The 22,820-nt window shown below is 47.7% G+C and carries 17 protein-coding genes; 3 read left to right on the plus strand and 14 right to left on the minus strand.

Annotated elements, in window-relative coordinates; translation table 11 throughout:
- Window positions 1–175: 175 nt before the first annotated feature.
- The 12 genes from INR79_RS27940 to INR79_RS27995 all read right to left on the minus strand — a co-directional run bounded on the left by INR79_RS27940 (window position 176) and on the right by INR79_RS27995 (window position 19,067).
- Window positions 176–5,149 (minus strand): tetratricopeptide repeat protein, encoded by a 4,974-nt coding sequence (locus INR79_RS27940; RefSeq protein WP_223098315.1) that lies wholly within the window; start codon window positions 5,147–5,149, stop codon window positions 176–178.
- 238 nt (window positions 5,150–5,387) lie between these two features.
- Complete coding sequence (locus INR79_RS27945) at window positions 5,388–6,467, minus strand: site-2 protease family protein (protein WP_223100348.1); 1,080 nt, start codon at window positions 6,465–6,467, stop codon at window positions 5,388–5,390.
- 56 nt (window positions 6,468–6,523) lie between these two features.
- The gene (locus tag INR79_RS27950; RefSeq protein WP_223098318.1) at window positions 6,524–8,374 is read right to left on the minus strand and encodes a reverse transcriptase family protein; all 1,851 of its coding nucleotides are present in this window, start codon (window positions 8,372–8,374) and stop codon (window positions 6,524–6,526) included.
- Window positions 8,367–8,693, minus strand: coding sequence for a hypothetical protein (locus INR79_RS27955; protein WP_155400607.1), 327 nt, complete (start codon window positions 8,691–8,693; stop codon window positions 8,367–8,369). Before INR79_RS27955 ends, INR79_RS27950 begins: the two co-directional genes overlap by 8 nt.
- 89 nt (window positions 8,694–8,782) lie before the next feature.
- Window positions 8,783–10,438 carry a hypothetical protein gene (locus tag INR79_RS27960; protein ID WP_223098321.1) on the minus strand — a complete coding sequence of 552 codons (1,656 nt, stop codon included), beginning with the start codon at window positions 10,436–10,438 and terminating at the stop codon, window positions 8,783–8,785.
- Window positions 10,435–13,533 (minus strand): hypothetical protein, encoded by a 3,099-nt coding sequence (locus tag INR79_RS27965; RefSeq protein WP_223098324.1) that lies wholly within the window; start codon window positions 13,531–13,533, stop codon window positions 10,435–10,437. The genes INR79_RS27960 and INR79_RS27965 overlap by 4 nt, the downstream gene beginning before the upstream one ends.
- 146 nt (window positions 13,534–13,679) lie before the next feature.
- Complete coding sequence (locus INR79_RS27970) at window positions 13,680–14,780, minus strand: hypothetical protein (protein WP_223098327.1); 1,101 nt, start codon at window positions 14,778–14,780, stop codon at window positions 13,680–13,682.
- A gap of 84 nt (window positions 14,781–14,864) precedes the next feature.
- Window positions 14,865–15,926 (minus strand): hypothetical protein, encoded by a 1,062-nt coding sequence (locus INR79_RS27975; protein ID WP_223098347.1) that lies wholly within the window; start codon window positions 15,924–15,926, stop codon window positions 14,865–14,867.
- Window positions 15,927–16,123: 197 nt separating this feature from the next.
- Entirely contained in the window at window positions 16,124–17,569 is a 1,446-nt protein-coding gene (locus tag INR79_RS27980; protein ID WP_410482910.1) for an NAD-dependent succinate-semialdehyde dehydrogenase, read from the minus strand.
- 137 nt (window positions 17,570–17,706) lie between these two features.
- A complete protein-coding gene (locus INR79_RS27985; RefSeq protein ID WP_223098350.1) occupies window positions 17,707–18,141 on the minus strand; it encodes an SRPBCC family protein in 435 nt (144 codons plus the stop codon).
- A 117-nt stretch (window positions 18,142–18,258) separates the two neighbouring features.
- On the minus strand, window positions 18,259–18,723 hold the full coding sequence (locus INR79_RS27990; RefSeq protein ID WP_022595876.1) for an SRPBCC domain-containing protein: 465 nt from the start codon (window positions 18,721–18,723) through the stop codon (window positions 18,259–18,261).
- Between the two features lie 2 nt (window positions 18,724–18,725).
- The gene (locus INR79_RS27995) at window positions 18,726–19,067 is read right to left on the minus strand and encodes an ArsR/SmtB family transcription factor (protein WP_223098353.1); all 342 of its coding nucleotides are present in this window, start codon (window positions 19,065–19,067) and stop codon (window positions 18,726–18,728) included.
- A 136-nt stretch (window positions 19,068–19,203) separates the two neighbouring features.
- On the opposite strand from INR79_RS27995, the gene INR79_RS28000 reads away from it, so the two are divergent.
- The 3 genes from INR79_RS28000 (at window position 19,204) to INR79_RS28010 (ending at window position 21,805) form a co-directional block, all read left to right on the plus strand.
- Window positions 19,204–19,566, plus strand: coding sequence for a nuclear transport factor 2 family protein (locus INR79_RS28000; protein ID WP_022591417.1), 363 nt, complete (start codon window positions 19,204–19,206; stop codon window positions 19,564–19,566).
- A 2-nt stretch (window positions 19,567–19,568) separates the two neighbouring features.
- On the plus strand, window positions 19,569–20,444 hold the full coding sequence (locus INR79_RS28005) for an effector binding domain-containing protein (RefSeq protein WP_223098356.1): 876 nt from the start codon (window positions 19,569–19,571) through the stop codon (window positions 20,442–20,444).
- Window positions 20,445–20,962: 518 nt separating this feature from the next.
- On the plus strand, window positions 20,963–21,805 hold the full coding sequence (locus tag INR79_RS28010; protein WP_223098358.1) for a DUF6279 family lipoprotein: 843 nt from the start codon (window positions 20,963–20,965) through the stop codon (window positions 21,803–21,805).
- Between the two features lie 60 nt (window positions 21,806–21,865).
- Here INR79_RS28010 and INR79_RS28015 read toward each other — a convergent pair whose 3' ends face one another.
- Window positions 21,866–22,429: a pyridoxamine 5'-phosphate oxidase family protein gene (locus tag INR79_RS28015; RefSeq protein ID WP_022605931.1), complete on the minus strand. Its 564-nt coding sequence runs from the start codon at window positions 22,427–22,429 to the stop codon at window positions 21,866–21,868.
- A 12-nt stretch (window positions 22,430–22,441) separates the two neighbouring features.
- The gene (locus tag INR79_RS28020; protein WP_022562049.1) at window positions 22,442–22,816 is read right to left on the minus strand and encodes a DUF4440 domain-containing protein; all 375 of its coding nucleotides are present in this window, start codon (window positions 22,814–22,816) and stop codon (window positions 22,442–22,444) included.
- Between the last annotated feature and the right edge of the window lie 4 nt (window positions 22,817–22,820).

Raw genomic sequence — 22,820 nt, forward strand, 5'->3', positions numbered from 1 at the left:
TGTACTACAGCGAGTACTAAATTTATGAATTACCGTAGACAGACCTGAGCTGGAATGGAAATATTTCAATGCAATCAGTCAACTAGCGAAAAGTGTGATTGACCACTCATCGTTGGGAATAAGCGGTCAGACTCCATCGAGTGACTGTGAGTTATCACAGCCACTCGGATTCAAGCTACTTAATTTTCAAACCTAGCTTGAATTTTTCATATAACGCCGCAACACCTGTCAGCTGTTTAAGTTGGATAACGTACTTAATTAACGCTTTTTTGGCGTCTTGCTCAGATCCGGTCTGAATATTCAGGTAGTTCGCGTGCTTTGTATCGCTACCACTTAGCGGCTGACCTTGCTCTGTTTTTTCGTAGCAATGCGCTGCTATCTTAAGCAAGCGGAGTATGGTTTTCTCCTCTTCCGACAACCTGTCCGGGTTAACTCTTTCCAAATCGGCGAGATAGACAGGCTGATGGTCTCGCATCGCAAAGTTCAGTCTCCATAAACACAGGCGATCAAAACTGTTGTCTGGGGAACGTTGTAACCCAGTTTCAACGGCTCGCTTTGCAACATCATAGTTTTTGATTTCTGCACTGGTTGTCGCCAGGTAATAATATGAGGCTGCCGATACACCGGGGTTATCGAACTTATCGGCTTTGCTCATATAGGTAACCAGTTCATAGCGACGCTCTAACAGGAACAGAGCCAAACACCTCGCATCTACCATGTCTGGGAATTGTTCTGTTAGCCGGTCATATTTCTGCCAAAAAACGTCATCTGGATACTGATTCTGTTTAGTGACACCGCTTAGATATTCCCGTGAAATGGCTTTCCATACGGCATCAGACACTTCGCTTTCTCGAAGCACTTCTTTCACTGTATCGAGACCAAATTTCTCCTGAACTTCTTTTTCAGCCCAAGATGATGCCGCTGCCGGATCCAGCCGATCATCACTCAGATTTACTTTGGTCAAGATCATTAGCTTGCGGTACAGATGGTTATCTTTCTGTTCAGCAATATGGAGTGAATAGGCGTATAACCATTCCGTATCTTCGCCGCACATTAATAAGAGCTCATAGCGAGCTAAGACGGATTCGTGCAAGTCGTAGCGCAGATCGATTTCAATCCGGCGAACGTCCAGCCAGGGCGACTCGTGAAAGCGCTCCATTTCCGTTAGCTGATGTTGGGCTTTCTCTAACCAGCTTAACTGTAAATAGAAATCGAGCAGTGAAAATGCGGCATCGGCGTTAGCAGGCGCAATACTGTACGCATTTTCAAACAGCTGAAGAATGTCTCCTTCGTATTTGCCACTGTCCAGCTCCTCATAACCACGCGCACACTGAATTAAAATTTCAGGATCATGAGGGCACAGTTTCACCAGCGCCTCTACGCTTTCCAACATCTCTGATCGGCTGTTCAGCGCTTTTGCCCAATCGAGCTTTAACTTCCACGCCTCGACAAATCTTGGGTTATCAGACAACAGATCCGACAGAGATTTCATTGCCTGCCCCATGTCACCCCAGCGAGCAAAAATCTCTGCGCGTTTAATGGCAATGGTGATCGGCGGTGTCCCCTGCCAGATTGGTGCATCTATCTGCTCTAACGCTAGGGAGTCCTCACGATGCTCGATAAGTAAGTCAATATAGTGAATGTGGCAGTGGATGTAGGTTGGGGACAGCGCCAGCGCTTTTTCTAAACAGGCTTTTTTCTCTTCATAGCTATCAACCAGTTGAGACTCGACCAAAAAGATCTCTGGTCTGTCGCTCATCTCCACTTTTTTAGCATTAAGCAGGTTATGGAAACGCTCGCCATTTTGCGTCCAGTTTCGCAACGCTCGCCAAGCCCATAAATAATCCACATCAATGTGGAGTGCCTGCTCGATCAGTTCGATAGCCCTTTCGTCACGCCCAAACTCTTTGTAGCAGTAACCAATATAGCCATACAGAGATTCGTCATTGGGGTTGTGGGATTTACATTTTTCAAGAATCGCCAGCCCGCGCTTCGCCTCTCCTTGTTCTTCAAGTAGATCGTAATATGCCTTGGCAACCGTCGACCAGCCGGGTGCAAGAGTCAGAGCAGTTTCAAACGCTTCTGCCGCCGCCGCTTTATCTTGCTTGAGTAAATGCAATTCGGCCTTTTCGTAAAATACGCGGGGAATCAAAGAGAATTTGTCACAGCATTGCTGAGCAAGGGCAAGCGCCTCATCCAATTCATTTTCCGATTTGTGCTGCAAGACTCTTAACACCCACACCGACCAGGTGTCGCTGTGTAATTCCAGCATCTCTTCACAGAAGCTGCGCATTTGATCCAGTGGCAGCCAGCCATCGGCGTACGACCAGAAATTCCAGATCGCATCAGAAATATCACCGGACTTTTTGAGTACATCAATCATAAATGCAAAAGCGCGTAATCGATCTTTGGGTCCGATGTGGCTTCTGACCATGGATGTGGTTACCAGATCGTGATTAGGGTTGAGCTGATAAGCATTGCATGCCGCTCGCTGCGCTTCGGCCCACTCAGAATGAATGGAGTGATAACGAGCGATCTGAACCCAGACATTGGCCGAATTAGGCTGAGCCTCTTCCAGTTTGTCTAGTAACGGCTTCGCATTGCTGTAATCCTCTTGATCCAGATAATGCTCTGCCAGTTTGCACATCGCATCGTAGTCGTTTGGAAATTTCTCCAGCAGTTGTTTCAAAGCATCAATTCGCTTCTCTTCAAGAGAGTGCAGGTGAGAATAGCTCCAAAGCAAAGCGGCACTATGCGGGCTTTCTTCTAACCTTCTTTCTAGCACTTGATCGGCTTCTTGAACCATGCCAGTACGCTTAAGGATGTTCAGGTAATTTTCGAGGTCTTCCACAGAGCTGACTGGGTTTTCCGAGACCTTTGCATACAACTTAATGGCTTTTAGGTTATTGCCCAAACGGGACTCTTTCGCCGCCAGTAATCGTTGACGGTCGATTTCATCAAGCACATGACTTTTGAGTTCAAAGAGCGGATTGAATGTATCCCAAACCCCGTAACTCAGCAGTTTCTCCAGGTACATGTGGTGCAGGGACGGATCATCTGGGTGTTTTTCAGCGGCGACCTTTAGTGTATCGAACGCCTGATCCATTCTGTCTTCCATCTCATAGGCATAAAACAGCGAATACGCTGGGCTTACAGATGCGGTGATCGAACGCTCAAAATCAGCCTTCAACGCTTCAAGCACTTCTTCTGAACGTCCCAACTGACGGTACGCCAGATAGTAGCTGCGGATGTAAGACGAGTTGATGTGGTCTAAACAAACCGCCCAGAAGTAGTACTGACAAGCTTGTTCTTTGTCGAGTTGTTCCCACGACGCATGCCCAAGATTCCAGAAAAATTCTGCGCTTCCCCAAATGCTCGCTTTTCCTTGCTGAATCAGAGAATTTCTTAACTCCTTGTATTCAGGTTTGCTGTCTGTCGCCGCCAGCAGGTTATTGAAAATATCGCCATGACCGTACGCTTTGTACTGTTCTGCCAGCCAGTCTATCGCTGGTTTTTCTCCTTCTAAGGCATAAATGCATTGGTATTGTGACCGAATCAGGTAAACCACATCGGGGAATCGCTGCAGTAATTCTTTGTTCAGGTCATAAATGGCTTGGTTATCTCTGGTCAAAATGGCGGCAAGGCGCTGACCCAGTAAGATAAGTCGATGTTGGTCATCGATAGATGCCATGGCTCGCAAATGTCGATTTAATGCGGCGACATCCTCTTTGGCATAAGCGGCTTCCAGTTTTCTCCAGGTGGGGTACAAATTCGCGGCAGGCAGCGAGAGCAATGCGAGTTTTGACTCCTGCTCCTCAGGCACAATCGCTACACACTTAGGACCATTAACGGCATCACATTCTATGGTTTCTTTCAGAAGTGCTTTGCGGTTACCCGTATTGGACGGGTCCATCAGCATCAGCAGTCCAGAATTGGGATCGTAGCCCCGTACTACCTGAAGGTGAGAAGAAAGCCCCTGAGTGGTGACCAATGTAAGCGGAATGCCTGCACCCAGAACATCCATAACGGCTTGTTCTTCCAGATCAAACTCAAGATAGGCAAAACCATTGTCTGATAGCCATTCTCGCTGGCTCTCTTCCGGTGTACCGCCATAGCAGATAAGGCTGGCAATCTCGTCTTCGTTGACTTCCTTGCCCCAAAACTGAGCAATCGCAGCCAAAGATGAAGGCGCGCAGGTCATGTGTTTCTGAGCGATGTCCGGAACGGCGACTTTCAAAACGGGTTCAAAGTCTGAGCTTCTCTCCAGATTCTCTTTAAGTATTTTATTGAATGGTGTTCTGGCGCTTTGCAGATGCTCCACCGCCCGAGCAAGATCTTGGTTGTGCAGCGCGATTTCCGCTTTGAGATACTGGAGATAATCATCAGAACGCTTCGTGCCATGCACACTGTATTTAGCCACTTTTTCCAACGCCTGCTCGCACTTCTCCATCTCGAGATTATCAAAACAGAGGATGGCGTAATCCAGCCACAAAGGAACCGACTGAAACTCGGTAATCAAAGGTTCCATCAACGCCATTGCGGCTTGCTTACCTTTGTGCAGTTTTGTCAGTGAAGCTAGGGATTCGAGCGCAGCAGGTGTTTTTTTGTCTTCATAGCTGGTTAACGCAAGCTGATACGCTTCTTCGCGCTTCCCTTCTTCTTCAAGTACCCGAACCCGAATTCGGGTGAGCCAGTCTTGCGAATCCGAATGCTCGCTAGCTTCATCGAGTAGCCTGTGAGTCGTGGCAAAATCACGTAAACGGGAATAGAAAATGGCTTCGGCAGCTATCCAGTCCGATACTTCTGATGGCTTGGATGCCAGTTCTCGCCATTTTGCGAGTATGTCGTGACAGTGCACGGCACCTTTCTGGTAGAAGAAATAAAAAAATGCCCGAAATGCGGCGTTACTATCTGACTTGTTTCGACGCCAGATTTTCAGTGTCAGATATTCCGCTGCGCGAGCACGGCCAAGCTGGCGGAGTAATTTAGCAAGTAGCTCAAGTTGTTGAGTCTCTTCCCAGTCAGCATGGTTGCCCCACTGACTTTCTGCAATATGAAGAGCATCCAGATACAGCCCTTCTTCCATCAGTGTTTTTGCTCTGTTGATTACGGCTTTTTCTGACCTTTCAACCACTTGCTCAGAATCCATTCTGCACTCCAATTCACCAACGTTTTAATTTTCAAGAATTTTATTAAAGTAAATATACCCAAGTGACCTTAAGGTACTTGGGTATAAAATAACAACTTTGGTTACGTCACTTTATGAGCTGAATAAAAAAATCAGCATTGATTATGATTCAGGCTTGAGAAAACGAGAAAAGGCTAAGGGGGAGCCTTAGCCTTTGTGCTCGAATGGGATGTTGGAAAGAATGCGATGTTGGAAAAAGCTAGCTCGCCATAATCAGCATAGGTAAACGAAGGATCTCGTCACCGGATGATGCCATGTACACCATGATCCCGACTAGAGAGGCGACCAATCCCAGATACCAAACAAAAGAAACGACCTGACCGTAACGGTCTAGCGGAAGAAGATGGCTATTGTGCCGAGTCCGCCATTCAATCAAAATTTCGATGCTACCCATGATCAACAGGAAGCCAAACAACGCTAACCCCAAGGTATAACTGGCAACCACACCCGCGAGAGCTGCAAGAATGCACATCACCAACCCAGCAACGCTGTTAAATGAAAAGCTGATGCTCTTTAGTACGTGCCCGCCATCTAGCGGCAATACAGGCAGCAGGTTGATAAGGTTTAGAAACGCATTGAAGGCGGCGAGACCAGCAAAGAAGATGTTGCCCGTTACCCAGTAGACCACCAGTAAAACCAAAGACAACACCAAACCAAAGGTTGGTCCCATTATCGATATCACTACGTCTTGCCAGCGCGTGTTGATTTTTTCATCCGAGAGCGCAAGACCACCCAAGAATGGAATCAGATAGATACCTTTGGTTTTCATACCAAAGTATTTCATTGCGCGAATGTGCCCGTATTCGTGGAACATCAAACACGCCAGTAACGCAATCGCAAATTCAAACGAGAAAAACCACGAGTACGCCGCCAGGCTCAACGCGGCTAGCACCCCTTTGATGACTTTGGCACTTTTCAGTGCCTTCATACCCAGAGCAAACAGCCCGACCACGCTGAACTTACGCTCTTGTTTTACGGGTGTTACCGGGGTTTGTCTTTCGATGTCTTTGGCGTCGCGTCGACCTTCTGCCACCACCTGCTCATTGGCTTTGGCAGCGAAGTGCACATAGAACGGCTGCCAGTTCAAATCCACATTGACCTGGCAATCAATGGCTTGCTCGCCATTGGTCAACTGAAAGCTGTGCAGGTGTTCCTGTCTGTCAGCATTTGCGTCCAACTGCGAAACAAGGGTGTTGTCCCAGAATAGCTGCTGCCAGCCTGCCATGGACCCTTCCAGTCGTAATGGCTTCCCTAAAAAATCGATATTAAACAGTTCCAACTGCGTATCCTGTTTTGCGTTCAATGGCGCGTAGTTTAACCTGAATTTGGGTTTGCTCAAGTGAGATAGAGGTACAGAAGCGATAGTACTCCGATAACAATGCATTTGACGTTCCAGGGTGCGCGGAAGAACAAATGAATCAACACCAGAGGCAACATAAGCGTGACCAATACGTACTCTCGGGCTGTCCATACCTTGTTGGCATCAGAATCTAGCTCATCCCAGCCGTCACCTTGCTCAGATTCAACATTCTGACTTTCCGTATTTGCTCGCTGCTCGGCTCTTCTTGCGCTTTGTTCTGCTCGTTTCTGTTCCGCTTTTTGGTTTGGCGTGAGCTCCAGTTCGGGTTCCGGTTTTTCTTCTGGTTGCCACCAGTTTTCACGCGGAGCTTCCCCTTTTGCAGCTTTCGCTCTAAGCAAGCGTTTGTTCAGTGCCGTCACTTTGCCATGTTTGGTCTGGATGCCGTATTGGCGTTTTAGGTGAACCAAGGTCTTTTGCAGAGGAATGCCTTTTTCCGGATCGACCATCGCGACAAAATTGGCATAGCCTTCAAGAGATCGGAACAAATCGCCCGTTCCCCACGTTTTGCCTTCCGGACCATCTAACTCAACCTGCTTCAATACTGCTCGAAAACGTTTTAGGGTTTTACGATCCACCGACAACTTGTCGTTCACCACCACACCCGTGACTTCCTGCTTCTGATGGCTACGCATCACACGGGTTTTCTCTGGGTGGAGTGTGAACCCTTCGTCAATAACAATTTGCTTGGCTCGCCAAAGCAGCGATTGCACTTTGTCGGGTTCATCGGTGGAGAAGGTCAGATCATCAGCGTATCGGCTATAGGTAAACCCGAGTTTATCAGCCATTCCTTGTAGCCTTGCATCCAGCCGACGACACAGAGCATTGGTGATGGCTGGGCTGCATGGAGAGCCTTGCGGTAACCGGCGTTCTCCCTGAGCGACAAACCAGGTTTTACCGTCCATCTCGAGTTCCTGAACTTCCGGCTCTGTGGTCAAAAGCCCAAATACCGTAGCGAGTTCCTCACTGTAACCCTGCGCGCGAAACAGCCCTTTCACCCGCTTGTAGCTGATGCTTGGGAAGAAGTCTTTCAAATCCATATTGATCACCACCGCCTTACCGACATGGGGCTGAGCATTAGTAACAATACTTTTCCCCGAGACGAATCCGTGCGCGGTCTGATGTACCGTTAACTTCTCCAGAACATTGTCGAGCAGCCAGTACTGAGCACGTTTAAGCCTTGGCATGGGCGCAGAAATATGGCGCTCACCACCCGACTTTTTGGCGATCGTAAAACGCTGGTAATGGGAAACGTTCGATACGTCTTTCTGATAGGCAAGAAACCGCAGTTCAGAGACCGAAATACCCATCGCCTGAGCAAGTGAGGCAATATTTTCAAAATGAAGGAGATCTAGGCTTTCCAGCTTGCCAGCATCGCTTTCTTTGTTCACTAGCCCCAGCGAAACGTCGTCACCCAACCAGGTGAAGCTCTCTTTTTGTTTGTGATACCACGCCAGCGCGCGTTCGTATCGCTCTTGATTACGTGCCTGACGTGTCTGTTCCCGCTTTTCCAGCGCCGCTTTCTTTCGCTCTTTATGAAGTGCTTCCAATGCCTTTTCAGGGTCAGAATACAGGCTGTCGAGCTGGCTCAGTTCACGCATCTTGCGCATCAGTTCAGCGCGGCGTTCAATGAATTCCTGCGTTAAGTTAGGTTGCTCTTCGTCCTTATCCCAAAAACCAAGGCGAATCATTTCTTGCAGGATGTACTCGTCTTTACTGGTTTCCCGAATGCGATCATAGATTTCCTGACGGGTCAGTTTTGTGGCTGAGTCAGACAACGTTGCCTCCTGGCTATCGGATTGGGATGAGTGATGAGAAGTATCAGACATAGACCGCCTCCCCTTTAATCAAACGGGTATGCAGTGGCGTGGTGCCATAATGAGAAAGTCTGGAAACAAGGGAAGAAGGAGAAAGCAGCGCGACGCGATATTCCTTCGAAGAGTTCTTAGTACTGAGGGTATCAACTCGATGCCGTACGTTACCTATACCGCTCATTGACTTCTGTGAAGTCACACCGCAATAGCGGTATAGGTGACTGTACGGCTCAGTAAAGATAGCATCAGTGATGCGTGGGCAGTCTTTAAACCTGAATGGCGATCCACCATTCGAGATGCAAGGTTCTTCTGCCGCGCTGCTATGGTTTCCCATTGTATGTCTAATGGTTTGTTCAGCAAGTAAAAATTGTGAGACTTGGCTCTGTTTTGAGAGGCAGTCCGGGTTTGATAAGACAGCGTTCATCATGCGGTTACCTCCTCGCCCAGTTCTCGGGCAGCTTGCATTCGAAGCGCAAGCATGTGTTCACAAGGTCCCTGTCTTAGTTTGTTGGTATGCCAGAAATGGCAGTCGCATTCGCCTCCTATCAGACGCTGATCTCGGTCGATTCTCAGAACCGAGCGATACTCTTTTCCATTGTCCAGAGTGACGCCCACAATCTCTTTGATGCCAGACTGCTCCGTAACCTGAATCACGGAAACTAAATTGGCGGCGACCAGACGGCTGGCTTTTTCTTCTCTCTCATTGGTAAAGCGAATTTGATCCAATGCGATAGGTTGATTGTAGAGATGTCGAAGTCGGTACACATCCAGACTCAGGTCATACAAAACCTGTCCCAACTGGCTGTATTGCGCGAGCGCCGATTTCACCACACTCACGTCCAGCGCTAACCGGGATGCCAGGCTGGAAGCGCTCTCTTGTTGGGTTTCCTTGAGTGCTAAATAGACTCGCTGACTGGTCAGCTCATCCACCGTTTCTCGCGGAGCGAGCAGGTCAAACTGGCCAGCAGCAGACCAGTCATTAGCACTCCATCCAGACAAACCAAGCGTGAACGTCATATCACCCATGTTCGCCACATAAAAGGACGGCATGCCATCCCCCAGCAAACAGACATCAAAGCTGTCTGCAATAGGCAGTAAGCGCTCTAGAATCAGGATGCGTCTACGGCCCCAGGTGCGAATGGTTCGGGCTTTATCACCACGGTAGACGGAACGAGGACAGGTAATCACATCGCCCCATGGCTCCATCACAATCTTAATCGGTTGGTCGGGTGTTAGTTCAAAACGCATGGAACGCGGTCCTACGCGCTCTTTTTTGCGTTTCAGCAACAGGCAGATGTTATGAATTTCCATTGGATGAAGCCGGAACTTCACCATTGGCAATGTCATGGCAGAGCTGACTTGCAGGAAGCCCCGTACCCACGAATCGGGAAGATCAATTTTCTTCTCATCGAATGCTGCGCTGCCGGAAGTCTGGACGTTGAACCCGTCGGGATCCACTTTCAGCAATGTTTTGCGATAGTCCCGAATCTTCTGAAATTCGTCGTACAACCCTTGGGAGTAGTCAATATTGGTGGTGCCGCATTCTTTATCGCTGACGTTTTCAAAGGTGTCGTAGTTGCAGCTCAGTTTGCCGTAACTGGATTCGTCCTCTGAGAAACATTCAAAAAAGACCTGATCTGGGTGAACCGTGATGACGGGGTCAAGCACATACCAGGCATCCATGTCGTGCTTGTACAGGTACTTAAAGTACTTGTCCTGCGCTTTGTAAAACGGTGACATGATTTCTGCCGAGGCTTTACTCATTTCAGTCAGTTCGGCTTTGACCTCTTCTAGCTCCTGCTTGACTTCACCAGAGCGACTGACAAATTCTGCCAGTAATCGTTCTTCTTCCTGCGCCAGCCAGTTCTGGTATTCATCCCGGTTTTTGGGCACAAAACGCATGTCCGAAATGACCACATCATGGAGCGCAGAAATGGCTTCCCGAAAGATGTGTTTTTCTTTTACCTCACCCACAAAGAATGTCGGGGCGCGAGATGTATCTGGAGAGAACGCGACATCGGTCGATTGGCTACCAGAACGAACCTGACTTTTGGATGCGTATTGATAACTCACTTTCATGATTCGTTCTCCATGGTCGCGGCAACTGACGAAGCCACGTGGCGCGGCGATTTAATTTCAATGGGCATCGCCAGACTGCTCTCTTGCTGTTTAAGCGCCAGCACGGCTTTTAGGATTTGTGCTTTGTCTTTGTGAACAGAAGTCAGGGACTGACGAGTCAGGATTTCTGACACCATTTCCATCACCTTCGGGGAAGCAGTGGCTTGCTCTGTCATGAACGCCAGCACTCGATCTTTTGCTACCCGCCCGCTGTTTACACGGCTGAGCACAGAGATGAAGTAAGGTTTTAACGCCAGCAGAATGGATTCATCTCCCGATGCATATTGAGAAAGGAACTGGGTCACAAACAGCTCTACATTGGCAGCAGGGTGCTGACTTAACTTGAGTAGGTACTGTTTCCCATCCGTTTCATCAAAGAAACGTTGCAGCAACTCTCGCCCAAACGCCTGCACCTGACCATCTGGGTTGTCACACACTGAAACTATAGCTTCTGGGGTCCAGTGCTCGGCTGTCATATGTTCGCGGCTAAACTCAAACGCAAACTCTTTGGTATCCAGCCAGGCACTCGCTAACAGAGCAAGAAACCCTTCGCTGTCTTCAAGCAATGATTTGGGCTCGCGCTCAAAGTGTGCTCTGGCGATCTCTCTCAACGCAAAAGTGTTGCTATTTGCCAGTAACAGCCAGCTTGCGTTATCGAGTTCGCGGTCCAGTGTGCGTCCGTTAAAGCTATCAGACAGTATAGGGAGCACGACATTGTGTGCCATTTCAGATTTTGCCGTCGCCAGTAAAAACACTTCATTGAGTGACTTTATCGACAGCTCGCGTTCAAATTCTTGCTGAATAAAGGCTGTAACCAAACGTTGCAAATCTTGATCGAGTTCTCTCTGATTCAGCAGTGCGACCAGCTTACCGAACACCAAACCTCGGTTGTCATTGCTTCTTTGGTAAGCCGCGGGCAGTGCAGTCAACACGGCTTTACGTTGGGCTTCGTTATTCTTAAGCAGCAACGTCAGCAAATACGGAAGGTTTTCAACCAGCTCATCCGGAGACTGCTTAGAGAGTAGTGCGACACTGAAAGACTGGATCTGATAAGAATCACTGACCTGAATAGCGTCAAAGATGGCAGTAGGAATGTCTGACCATGCGACATCAAGCGACATCAATAGCTCACACCCCAACAACGTATTCGGAGCATATTCGCTGAGAACAAGCGCTTCAATCTGGCTTAGAGATAAGCCAGACAAGGCATCTTTACAGTGCAGCTTCAACCATTCGGCTAACCATAGCGCCTGCTCAATTGAACGCAGAGGATAAGAAGTCAGACGTTGCGTCAGAAGGTTCAGCACTTCTGCCTGACCGCTTCTGAACAGCCCATTGCGCTGCATTTTTTCATCCAGCCAGTCTTTGACAATGGCAGACTCCATGGTGAGCAGCGCGACCAGTACATCGGCAGTTTTGGATAAGTCAGAAATCTTATCGAGCTGTTCTAACGCCAATGACTGGGCAGCTTCAATACCACTTTCTAGCAGAAGCACCAACTGCTCACCCGACAAACTATTACGCTCTAGCTGCGTATCTATAAGTGGTTTAGCGAATTGCTGGCAAACACTGTAGGGTCTGACCATCAAATTCACCAGAATATCGAGACCGAGTGCTTCTATGTAGCTGGTGTTGTCTTGCAAGGCTCGAATGGCAAACTCACAAACAGGCTGGCATTGACTCGCCAAAGCAAGTTCCAGCAAATTGTGAGGCACTTGATCCCAGAGCTGGGAAAACGCTTCCCCTCGCCCTTCAAAGATGACATCTGGGTTGAACTTCCAAACGTACCCCGCTTCGCTTCGGGCGTAGGCTGGATGCTCTTTTCTCAAAACGGCGTTAAAGGTGGCATAGCGAGCAAACGCATCGTAATGATTGACCGATTTCAACTGCCGACGCCAGTTTGAATCGTACTCGTAGATCTCCGACGTTTTGGGCTTTTTGCCGTCGCTGTCTTTAAATTGCAGCAGAATCTGAGTAGCCATTCGCACGTAGTCCGGGCTTTCGTTCACACCCAGCTGCTTTAACACTCGCCACTGGCGGCGCACCAGATAATTGTGTGTATTTTGCGAATGTGCCAACCGCGCCTCTGGCGACTTCAGCTCTTTTTCTACCTCTAACCGACCATGCTGATGCGAATAGTAGTATCGCCAGCTCTTTTGGAAAAATGGGTTTCTTTGCTCAAGCTGGAATTGAGCGATAGCGAACGTAGTGGCATCAAGACGAAATTCGCTCATTTTCAGGATGTATCGAATCCCCTGAAAGGCGTTAGGCACAAAAGGTATGCGAGGCAATGACTGTTGCAGGGCGTTTTGAATGTTCTCGTCAAACCAGGATTGCAAATACGCCTGTTTCAACAGCGAATTGATGTTGGTATCCGGCGTGGTTTGCGCCACAAACTGATCAACTTTACGAGTGAACTCTTCCGCTTCCAGCAAAGCGTGACCAGATAAATCGCGATAGGTTTGCGCTCGTTCTGATTTGGGTGTCAGAGAGAGAATGGCTTCCATTGCCAGAGCAGAGAATTTGGCGTCAGCATGGCTCAGATACGGCTTGATGGTGTTGATGTCGGATTGGCTTCCTATCCGGCCAAGGCTCCACAATATGGCGTAATCCAGTTGCCAGACTTTACTGCCCAGTTTGGACGAAATCAGTGCCGCGAGATCGGGATTCGCGACAGGGCGTAAACGCCAGATTTGGCGACCAAGAGCGTAGCCGTCTTTCTCATTTTCAATGCGCTTAACCAGCGACGCATGATCAAACAGGTCCCCTTCGCTTTCTTCATTGGATGGCGTGTAAGCAGAAAGCGCATTCAGGTCTTCATAGCCTTTATTGATTTTGGACACCACCACGCTGTCAAACAGACGTTCAGCCTGCTCAAGCGCCACTGGTTCACGGGTCTTTGTGCCTTCTCGAAGCGTGCTGCCTCTTCGACCATAGCGAAAGTTCACTAAGTATCGATTAGGGTCTGAGGAAGCTTGTTCCACCAGATCCACTTCGTACACTTTATCGGAATTGTCCTTTTGATATCGAAGCCGCGATTTCCGTATCAATTTCATGCCGTCGCCCTAAGCCATTTTCATCATTTTGGACGACTTTATCACATAATAATCAACCTATTACATAAGCAAACGCTGCGTTTTAGGTGTAATCCACAAATTGAGAAATGCACCGCTTTTTTGGAGTTTCTACTGAGAAAAATGTCTTACTGACTGGCGTTTTTCAAAAATTCCAGACGAGATTTCTCTTCTTCTGATGGCTGATAAGGTTCATCGCTCAACTGAGCAAGGTCGAATTGACCTAGCGAATAAGTGGCTTGTTCACTGATGCCATACCCGTTTTTCTGACCGGGGAAATCCGACAACTTCTCCAACTGGATATAACGAAGTTCGAACTCCGACTGATGCCCTTTAAGCACACTTTTGTGGGCTTTCAGGTTAAGCACCTGGTCACCAGATGGCAGCTTTTTTGTCGCGGTCAGTGACGCAACGGGCTTGCCGTTAGAGGAAAACAAACTGGCACGGAGGCGGTACGTCCCTTGTTCATTCAATTCCAGACTAACGGGGATGATCATATCCGCGTTCTCACTGACCGGAGGTTCGACACCCGTTACTTTGCCAACGGGCAGGTAATACCGGAAGTCAGCCGTTAACACATCGTCTCCCTGAGCAAACGTTACTTTGGCTTTCACTCGTAATTCTTCCGGCCAGTCTGGCTTGGATTTGAAGACCACCTCGCTACCCTCAACGGTTTGACGAGCGAGGCTGTTTCCGCCTTTTACATCTCTTAAATCTACGTGAACCTGTTGAATTTCAAGTGGCGTTTCAATGAATACCCGAATCGGCTCGGGATAAAAGTACCGGTACTTTTCCAACCGAATCGCCGCTTTCTGTTTTCCTCCCAGAATAGGGAGCTCCACCTTATGAAATCGATTCGGATTAAGGGCTCTGGGGTCTTCATCATCAAGCGGTGGTGAGTAGCCGGGATGTTGCAGCTCTTTTGCGTATGCGCTGGCAATGATGCTGAACTGTTCTTTCAGAGATGTTTCCAGTTCTTTTTCTTTTGTGTCCGGTTTATCGGACTCTGGGGACTCACTAGTAAGTTCAACGTTGGCATGAGGCTCTGAATGCCCGGTCGCTGCTGGAGGCTTGTCTGGCTTAATTTCCTGCGTCGGATTCTGATGAAGTATGTCATCGTCGCAAAGCTCCATCCAGGTGACCATACCAACCAATACAATGGCGAGCAGAATCACGAACCTTCTTACATATACATTCCCAGAAAAATAAACCGAACCGGGCATTTTCATAAGACACCTCAATTGGCGGAAGACGACCCGACAGATGCATTTTGATATGCACTGTCGGGCTAGGTGGACAAATTCTAATCACCTTTAACGTGCACCTTCCAGCAGGTCATAAGTCAATTGAGACATTGATTTGGAATCTGAATCTTTTACGTAACGATAAGTATTGCCTGACCACCAGGAACTTTGGTCTTCCGTCAAAACGCGTACCTTGCTGCCATCAGGCAAAGTGAGATGGACTCTCACCGGAGCTACTCTGCCTTCGTGAGCATTATCGATAAGCGTGCTGTGGGAATAATCTTCGCCCATCAATAATGGGTAGTGATGCGCCATAAAACTTGTTACGCCTCTGGACTGGGCAGCCAGCTTCCCATCGAATGCCACAAAGGACGAACAACTGTTGTAGCTGCCAGAAGACTGGGCTCCACAGCTTGAATGCGCGGCAACAACACCATCGTCATGACCGGGAAGAAAACCTGCTGTCAATCCCCAGAAGTCAGAACTGTCACCAACGACACGGATCCTTGGTACCCGACTGTCAGGCGAAGGTGACAGTTGTCTTGCGTTACCGACTTTCAAATCGTTCAGTACACCAACGTTATCTGTTGTTGGGGTCATACCAAGCCAAAGAGACAGCGCTTGTCGCAATGTCCAGTTACCCACGCCACCTCCTTCCGCAGCATTGATCGCCATATCTGCAAGCTCTGAACCTCCGCCAGCACCCGCAAAGTCCAGTGTAGTGATGATGTTTAGCGGTGCCATCCCTGCGTTTTCCAGCCAGCGTTTCTGGTTGTCTAGAATATGCCGGGCAATCAGGTCCCCCGTTGAATGTGTCACGATGATGCAACCTTGTGAACAGGTATTATTTCGCGATAGTGACTGGAGCTTTGGCCACACATAATCAGACGCGATTTTACCCTGCACACGCTCGTGAGATGGCCAGTCAATCCGTTCGTCAGCCCGGCTTAACCAGTAAGATTGCCAGTATTCTTCACCAGTTTGAGCAACCTGCTGAGCATTCGGTTTTTGCTCTAGCTGGCTGGCTTGAAAGCCATGAATCAAAATGACAGGGTGTTGTGATATGGCAGCAAAAGCCGCCGTGGAGATCCATGCCGTTAAGCATGTGAGAGAGCAGATCAATACTTTCATTTTATAATTTCTCTTATGTGTTATAGAAACAAGAGAAAGAATAGAAGTTGAGCAATCAATTACTAGATTATCAGCTCACACTTTCGAAGTTTTGTTAACATTTTTGCAACATAGTCACAAATTCAGACAAAATACCGATATGGAAAAGGCAGCGTCATGCTGCCTTAATCTGTCTGTGCTTTCGCTAAGATTGAGCTCTACAACCCACCCATTAACATGTACTTGGTTTCCAGATAATCTTCGATACCCTGACGCGCGCCTTCGCGCCCAAGCCCCGACTCTTTTACACCACCAAATGGAGCAACTTCTGTTGAGATCAAACCCTCGTTAATCCCTATCATGCCTGCCTCTAGCTGCTCTGAAACCTGCCAGCTTCGTCTTAGGGATTGAGAATAGAAGTAAGCCACCAATCCCGCATCTGTCTGGTTAGCGCGCTCTATGACTTCCTCTTCCGTATCGAAGGTAAAAATCGCGGCAAGCGGTCCAAAGGTTTCTTCGTGAGCGACCCTCATATCGTCGGTCATTCCGGTCACGATCATAGGAGAACAAAACAGATTGGTCGGCTTTTCTTTAGAGCCCAGCACCAGACTTGCCCCTTTGTCCAAAGCATCGTTTAAATGGTCATAAACCTTATCCAGACCCGCTTGATTGATCATCGAACCAATCTGGTTATCGGGGTCGAGCCCATCACCTACTTTAAGCGTTTCAAACGCCGCCTTAAGTTTTGAGACGAAGGTGTCCTGAACCGACCGATGAACAAATATGCGATTCGCACAGACACAGGTTTGCCCCGCATTTCGAAGCTTGGCAATCAATGTTCCTTGAACCGCAGCATCTAAATCTGCATCTTCAAACACAATGAATGGCGCGTTGCCACCCAGTTCTAAAGACAGCTTTTTCACTGAACCGGACGATTGAGACATCAACAGTTTGCCTACTTGAGTTGATCCGGTAAATGAGACCTTACGAACGGTTTTGTTGTCGGTGAATGCGCCACCAATGCCTGCCGCATCTCCAGTGAGGATGTTGAAAACGCCAGGTGGAATGCCAGCCTCTTCAGCCAAAGCGCCCAGCGCCAAAGCGGTAAATGGCGTATCGGGAGCGGGTTTGAGTACAACGGTGCAGCCTGCCGCTAAAGCGGGACCGCATTTTCTTGTGATCATCGCAGCGGGGAAATTCCATGGGGTTATTGCCCCAACGACTCCCACTGGCTCTTTAGTCACCACAATTCGGGCGTCGGGCTTATGAGAAGGGATAGTTTCTCCGTAAGCACGTTTGGCTTCTTCAGCAAACCATTCAATAAAGCTCGCCGCGTATGCGACTTCGCCTTTTGCTTCGTGAATGGATTTACCTTGTTCTGTGGTGATGATGGTAGCGAGATCGTCACTGTTTTCCTGAATCAGTTCAAACCACTTCTTAAGCAGGTTGCTGCGCGCTTTGGCAGTAAGAGAGCGCCACTCTTTCTGTGCCAGGTTAGCTTTAGCAATGCACTGCTCCGCTTCTTCTCTGCCAAAAACAGGAACCTGACCAATCTTTTGACCCGTTGCCGGGTTGTACACGGGTTGTTGTTCAGCCGCCTCTCCGACCCAGTTTCCATCGACATAACAAAGCTGTTTGAACAAATCCATATTTTGCAGTTTCACAGAGCACTCCATTAGGAAAAGTGGTTAACTGCCTAATACTTGTTCTAAATTCCGGAACAAATCAACCCATTTTTTGTGAAAGAGTGATGTAAAGGTGTAAGAAATCCCTCACTCGCAGAACCGAGTGAGGGATTAGTTTAAATATTCTGTTCATTAGGGTGTGGAACCCCTTTTCCAGTCTCCAGATAGCTCTTCAGGCTAAGCCCAATAAACAGCCCCCACTTACAGTTGCAGTGCCCAAAAAAGGGTCCCATTTCTGGCCAGCCTTCGTGAGTAAAGCTCAGTGCTGCCCCTCGCTCGTCTTCAGAAATGATGAACATAAAATGCCCCATCTCTTGCCAGGGACCTTCTACACACTGCCACACAACTTTTCGGTTTTTCTCCAGACTCACCAACTGCATTTCGACTTTATGATCACACTGAGGGCCAAAGTAAAAGGAAAGGTTTTCCCCTAATATGGTGGTGGCGTCTGCTTTGGTCCACCAGTTGGACAGCCCTTCACTGCTGGTGATCGCCTGATACAGCTTTTCCGGTGTGGTTTCCATGACTACATGATGATGTATGCTCGTCATAATGTGCTCCTTGCTATTTATGTACACCAAAAGGTGTACTATTTGATTTTAAAAAAAGCACTGCACCAGTGCTTCGTTTTACTTAAGAACGATTGACGCGCGCAGGGTCTGGTTACCCTAGTCGCTTATCAACCTTTCCAAACTGTCCAGACTGCTGAGCCAACCCAGCTTATGCCCTTCATAAGCAGATTCATCAGGCAGCTTCTCATGAAGTAATGTTAGGCGTGTCCGCTTATTCTCTACCTGCTCAAACCTTAATGTCACCAACGTGGATACATTCTGATCTTCACATCCACCACAAGCCTGATCTGCCAAAACCCATGTGAACACCAACTGCACGTGTGGATCAACAATCACAAATTCCCCGAAATGGCTGATTTCGTTTCCTTCCGGTGATTGAATGACAATTTCGTACTTTCCACCCTGCACTGCATCCACGTTTGCTGAAATCACATTGTGATCAGTCGGACCAAACCACTGGCTTAACACACCCGCTTGTGTCCATGCTTCGAACAGAGTTTTATCATCTGCCCGGAATTCTCGTTGCAACTTTAGTGCTGCGTAACCCCGTTGAGCCGACATCTTTAATCGCTCTCCGTTAACTGCTTGTCTATGTAGAATTCTAGTGCATCAAACTTGTCTTCCCAGAAAGTCTGATAGAAGGCCAGCCACTCATTCACTTCCACCAGCGGATCGGGATTCAGCGAGCAAATATGTTCTCGCCCGACTACCTGCCGAGTAAGCAGTCCGGCACGTTCCAGAATCTTTAGGTGTTTGGTCACCGCAGATTTGGAAATGTTATTGGGGTTCGAGAGCTCTTTCACTGGCAGGGACCCATTCGCTAGCTGGCGAACCATTTCGCGTCTTGTCCCGTCTGCCAATGCCATAAATACATGGCTGAGCTGTTCATCTTTAATGTTTACCATAAGGTGTACAATAGATCCGGATCTTAATCTTGTCAAATAGAGGATCCGATCTTCTTTTCGATTCCGCACAAAATATCAAAACTCGCTACCTCGCTCAGTTCAAAATACAAGGGTTAAACAAAAACGGAGACACACCATGGAACATCGAGATACTTGGGAAACGTACGTACAAAGCTGGAAAGTGGAAACAGCAGAAGAGAAGCTGGCGTTGTTTGACCAGTGCCTGGCTGAAAAATCGGTATATACAGATCCTCTGACGCAGGCTCGAACAAAAGACGATCTTGTGCAGTATATGCTGGATTTTCACCAGCAAATAGATGGCGGGCACTTTGTCACCACCTATTTTTTAAGCCACCATAACAAAAGCGTTGCCAAGTGGAATATGTGCAATCGCCAAGGTGAAATATTGGGAGAAGGCATCAGCTTCGGTGAATACAACGAACAGGGAAAGCTGATTGCAGAAACCGGATTTTTTGAAGTCCCAGAACAAGGAAACTGATTTTGAGATACATCGAGCGCATACAGGCAGGAATTGCCTTTGTCGAAGCACATCTAAGCAGCAGTTTCGAATTGCATGAAGTGGCAAAAGCCGCAGGAATGAGCCAGTGGCATTTTCAACGAATATTTAAAGCGCTGACTGGTGAAACCTTGAAAACTTACATTCGCAATCGCCGGCTTTCGCAATCTCTTGCTGCGCTCGAATCCGACCATCACCGAATCATTGATATTGCTCTCGACGCGGGTTATGAATCTCAGGAAGCGTATACCCGTGCGTTCAAGTCGCTGTTTGGAATCAATCCTAACCAATACCGCCATGTTGAACACAAAAAGCAGTGGTTGAAGAAAAATGAAATCACCGCCGATTATCTAAAACAACTGGCACGCAATTCCGAAACCTTGCCAGAGTTTTATCATCAACCTGAGATGTGGCTTGCTGGTTTGCACACCCGCTTTCACAGTTCAGATTCAGATAAGAACAACATCGCCGATAAGCTCCCGGCACTTTGGAATGACTTTCTTCCCAGAATTCAGGAACTCGGCAATCTGATTGACAGTTCAACCGCCTACGGTGTTGTTCAGCCCGTCCACGACAACACGGACTTGCTGGAATACTACGCTGCCGTTCAGGTAGAACCGGATACCTCACTGCCTGATGGATTTTCACTGGTCAGGATACCAGGTGCGCGTTATGCCAAATTTGCTCATCGAGGCTACCCGCAGGCATTAGACGAGAGTGTCAATTACATCTATTCCAACTGGCTACTGAATCAGAACTGTGTTCACACGCTGGGGCCGGATCTGGAAATCTACGGACCAGAGTACAAAGAAAACTCAGAGGCATCCTGTATCCATTACGCTATCCCAATCACCCCGTAACGCCCGTCAACATTCCTGACATAACCTTCAGACGAAAAAAAGCCACACGCAAAACGCGGGTGGCTAAATCAATTGTGAACAAATATCGGTTCACTAACAACGTCAGTTGGCTAGGTGACCCTCGGCTTTAAAAAGGGTCACTCTTAATAATGCAGCAACCGTGCCAACTTTTTAGATCACATTTTTGTTCGAAATCCCATCATATCTCTCAAAAAATCGCCACAAAATACAATGACATTCGCAAATTGCAAATGCACTTTGCAAATTATAGCAATATAAAACCTGTTTCACTTATGACGCAATAAAAATTGTCTCACTTATAAAACGCCATGCGTAAATCAATGGTGGTGGATTTCTGAGCTGTAAACGGAAGAATCTGGTTCATAACCGATGGAACGCACATTGATCTAGGATGTCATAAAGAAAGTATATTTTAGATATACCCTTTGATGCTCGGGTCTAGGTTCAATCCTTTGCTTGAGTAACATCCCTGAGAATTAAATCAGCAAGGAATCGCTATGCTCTGGAAACGTCTTTTCCCACTTGTCTTCGCTTTTGGGCTTTTTGGATGTACCACCAAATTAATCTATAGCAACCTCGACTGGATAGTGATTGATCATATCGAGGACTACGTTTCCCTTACCTCAGATCAGGAAGACATTATTGAACTGAGCGTTCAAAAACTCAGTGACTGGCATCGCTCAGAAGAACTCCCCCGTTACATCGAGCACTTGAATGAACTGGAAAAAATGAATCCCGAAACGGTGGATGCTGATTATATTCATACTCAGATTGAGAAATTTCGTCAACATGCAGAACGTATTATAACTAAGGCATCACCCAATATTTATGCGCTTGTCAGCCAACTCGACCAAGAGCAGATCGATGAATTGATGGAAAATACCGCCAAAGAAAACAAAGAGTTTCGCGAAGAAAACAACGACAAAACGGAAGAAGAGAGGCGAGAAACCTATCAGGAACGTATGGAAGAGAACCTTGAAGACTGGATTGGCAAGCTCACCAAGGAACAGAAAGCCATCATCAAAGACTGGTCACAGGACATCAAAATTACGTATTTTGACTGGGCAAAACACGACGAAGTCATGTTCGAACAACTCAACACTTTATTCAAACGCCGTGACGAAGCCAGTTACTTCCAATCTACTTTCTTCAGAATATTTGATGACCCAGAAAGCTTCTACACCGAGGAACTGAAACAGAAACTTGAATTTAACAGGCAACTTGCCAGCGAACGCATTGCCAAAGTCATTAATCTGATGAACGACAAACAGAAAGCGCACTTCAAAGAAGAAATAAATGACTGGAGAAGCATCGCCCAGGATCTGGCAAAAAGCGATTGACTTGATTCGAACGCTCTATGAAAAGTTAAAAAATTGCCCCGTATTCTCGGGGCAATTTCATTATTCCGTCTCCAAACCCGCGCGTTTGACGATTTCGGTTTCAAAACCGTCTATGCTGTGCTGATTTTTCTTGAGCCAGTATTTTCTGACTCCTTCTTCCCCTTGTCTTTCTGACCACTTCGCCAGTTCTTCTCTGTCACCGATATAGTCATAAAACGGTACTGACATACCACAGGATGCCTGAACCAAATTAATATCGAGCAAGAAGATTTGACGGGTTGCGACACTATGGGGAAACAGATCAACGTAGTTTGACCAGTCTTCATCGCTTGAATGGATAGCTCGCGCATTTCCGTACGCTCTGAGGATCAGCGGCGAGCCTTCGAATGCACAGAACATGATGGTCATTCTGGGGTTTTGCAGCACATGGGCTGCGGATTCATTACCGCTCCCTGTTAAATTCTGCCAGGCGATGGTTTTGCTGTCGATTACACGAAGCGAGTCGCCCCCTTTTGGCGATAAGTTAACGGTGCCCGTTTCACCAGCAGTACCCACAAAGTAGATTTTCTGCTTCTGAATAAACTCGATATGCTTGTCCGATAGCTCTGCGGATTGTTGTCCCATAATCCCTCCCTTTTATTGAGTCACTTCAAATGCTTCACATAAGGTTCCCTGATGATAGACCAATTGCCAGCCCTCACCAGTAAACATCCATATAGAAGAACGCTTGGCATGGTCGAAATACTCGCCCTGTTCATTGATTAAAGCGGTTTTGTACAAGAGCATCTGAACCGATGGCTTAAGAGTCATGCAAACAAAATCTTGAGAGTGAACGGGAGGTTGGGTATCTGGTTCCTGCTCCATATTTTTGAGCATATCTTCAAAGTTGTATGTGACGCCGGACTTGCCAACTTCGACAAACTCGGGGTGCAAAAGCCGATGAATTTCTTCTCCATTCTTTCGCACGCCAGGTTGATGCAACGCTTTTTCCTGCTCAATCAATATGTCCACTGTG

Origin of the sequence: Vibrio sp. SCSIO 43132, from assembly GCF_019904195.1 — a bacterium.
Lineage (GTDB): Bacteria > Pseudomonadota > Gammaproteobacteria > Enterobacterales > Vibrionaceae > Vibrio > Vibrio nigripulchritudo.

Bases quoted from the DNA above. Each gene is read 5' to 3' on its own strand.
- INR79_RS27940 (WP_223098315.1), bottom strand. From the start codon at position 5,149: ATGGATTCTGAGCAAGTGGTTGAAAGGTCAGAAAAAGCCGTAATCAAC.
- INR79_RS27965 (WP_223098324.1), bottom strand. From the start codon at position 13,533: ATGAAATTGATACGGAAATCGCGGCTTCGATATCAAAAGGACAATTCC.
- INR79_RS27960 (WP_223098321.1), bottom strand. From the start codon at position 10,438: ATGAAAGTGAGTTATCAATACGCATCCAAAAGTCAGGTTCGTTCTGGT.
- INR79_RS28000 (WP_022591417.1), top strand. From the start codon at position 19,204: ATGGAACATCGAGATACTTGGGAAACGTACGTACAAAGCTGGAAAGTG.
- INR79_RS28015 (WP_022605931.1), bottom strand. From the start codon at position 22,429: ATGGGACAACAATCCGCAGAGCTATCGGACAAGCATATCGAGTTTATT.
- INR79_RS27975 (WP_223098347.1), bottom strand. From the start codon at position 15,926: ATGAAAGTATTGATCTGCTCTCTCACATGCTTAACGGCATGGATCTCC.
- INR79_RS28010 (WP_223098358.1), top strand. From the start codon at position 20,963: ATGCTCTGGAAACGTCTTTTCCCACTTGTCTTCGCTTTTGGGCTTTTT.
- INR79_RS27995 (WP_223098353.1), bottom strand. From the start codon at position 19,067: ATGGTAAACATTAAAGATGAACAGCTCAGCCATGTATTTATGGCATTG.
- INR79_RS27955 (WP_155400607.1), bottom strand. From the start codon at position 8,693: ATGGGAAACCATAGCAGCGCGGCAGAAGAACCTTGCATCTCGAATGGT.
- INR79_RS27970 (WP_223098327.1), bottom strand. From the start codon at position 14,780: ATGAAAATGCCCGGTTCGGTTTATTTTTCTGGGAATGTATATGTAAGA.
- INR79_RS27990 (WP_022595876.1), bottom strand. From the start codon at position 18,723: ATGTCGGCTCAACGGGGTTACGCAGCACTAAAGTTGCAACGAGAATTC.
- INR79_RS27985 (WP_223098350.1), bottom strand. From the start codon at position 18,141: ATGACGAGCATACATCATCATGTAGTCATGGAAACCACACCGGAAAAG.
- INR79_RS27950 (WP_223098318.1), bottom strand. From the start codon at position 8,374: ATGTCTGATACTTCTCATCACTCATCCCAATCCGATAGCCAGGAGGCA.